Annotated in this window: 1 protein-coding gene; it reads left to right on the top strand. The window is 50.6% G+C overall.

The window, feature by feature from the left end; translation table 11 throughout:
• The first annotated feature begins 1 nt into the window (after position 1).
• Positions 2–1,180, top strand: a complete 1,179-nt coding sequence (gene tuf, locus QQL62_RS13350; protein WP_284380215.1) for an elongation factor Tu — start codon at positions 2–4, stop codon at positions 1,178–1,180.
• Positions 1,181–1,267: the final 87 nt, after the last annotated feature.

Raw genomic sequence — 1,267 nt, 5'->3', positions numbered from 1 at the left:
TATGGCAAAAGAAAAGTTTGAGCGTACAAAACCGCATTGCAACATCGGCACAATTGGCCACGTTGACCACGGTAAGACAACATTGACGGCAGCGATCACTAAGCAGTTTTCGGACAGCTTTAAGGCGTATGACGAGATTGATGGTGCGCCAGAAGAAAAAGCCCGTGGTATCACCATTTCTACCGCACACGTTGAGTATGAAACCGAGGGTCGTCACTACGCCCACGTTGATTGCCCTGGCCACGCTGACTATGTGAAGAACATGATCACGGGTGCGGCGCAAATGGACGGCGCGATTTTGGTTGTGAACGCGGCTGATGGCCCTATGCCACAGACACGTGAGCACATCCTTCTGGGTCGTCAGGTTGGTATCCCAGCCATGGTTGTATTCATGAACAAAGTTGACCAAGTAGACGACGAAGAGTTGTTGGAATTGGTTGAAATGGAAATTCGTGAATTGCTAAGCGAATACGATTACCCAGGTGATGATATTCCGATTATCGCTGGTTCTGCTTTGGCAGCACTAGAAGATCGCGACGACAACATTGGTAAAGAGAAAATCGCCGAGTTGATGGCCGCTGTTGATGAGTACATCCCTCAGCCACCACGCGCTGTTGACGAGCCTTTCTTGATGCCAATCGAAGACGTGTTCTCAATTTCTGGTCGCGGTACTGTTGTAACCGGCCGTGTTGAGCGTGGCGTGATCAATGTTGGTGACGAGATTGAAATCGTTGGTATCAAAGACACATCAAAAACCACTTGTACTGGTGTTGAAATGTTCCGCAAGCTGCTTGATCGCGGTGAAGCAGGCGACAACGTTGGTGTATTGTTGCGCGGTGTTGACCGTGATGGCGTAGAGCGTGGCCAAGTTTTGACCAAGCCAGGTTCAGTACAGCCGCACACCAAGTTCGAAGCAGAAGTTTACATTCTGACCAAAGATGAGGGTGGCCGTCACACGCCGTTCTTTGCGAACTACCGTCCTCAGTTCTACTTCCGTACAACTGACGTAACAGGTACTGTTGAGCTGCCATCAGGCACAGAAATGGTAATGCCAGGCGACAACTTGAAGTTCGACGTAGAGTTGATCAACCCGATCGCCATGGAACAAGGTCTACGCTTCGCGATCCGCGAAGGTGGCCGTACTGTTGGCTCTGGTGTGGTTTCTAAAATCCACGATTAATTAGTAGTCGGCTTCGCGCAAGCGAAACGAGCTACAAGTCGGCTTCGCGCAAGCGAAACGAGCTACAAGTCGGCTTCGCGCAAGCGA

The sequence above is a fragment of the Amylibacter marinus genome (assembly GCF_030160015.1).
In the GTDB taxonomy this organism is placed as follows: domain Bacteria; phylum Pseudomonadota; class Alphaproteobacteria; order Rhodobacterales; family Rhodobacteraceae; genus Amylibacter; species Amylibacter marinus.
Note: the sequence above shows the minus strand (reverse complement) of the source record. Positions and strands in the feature narration are given on the sequence as shown.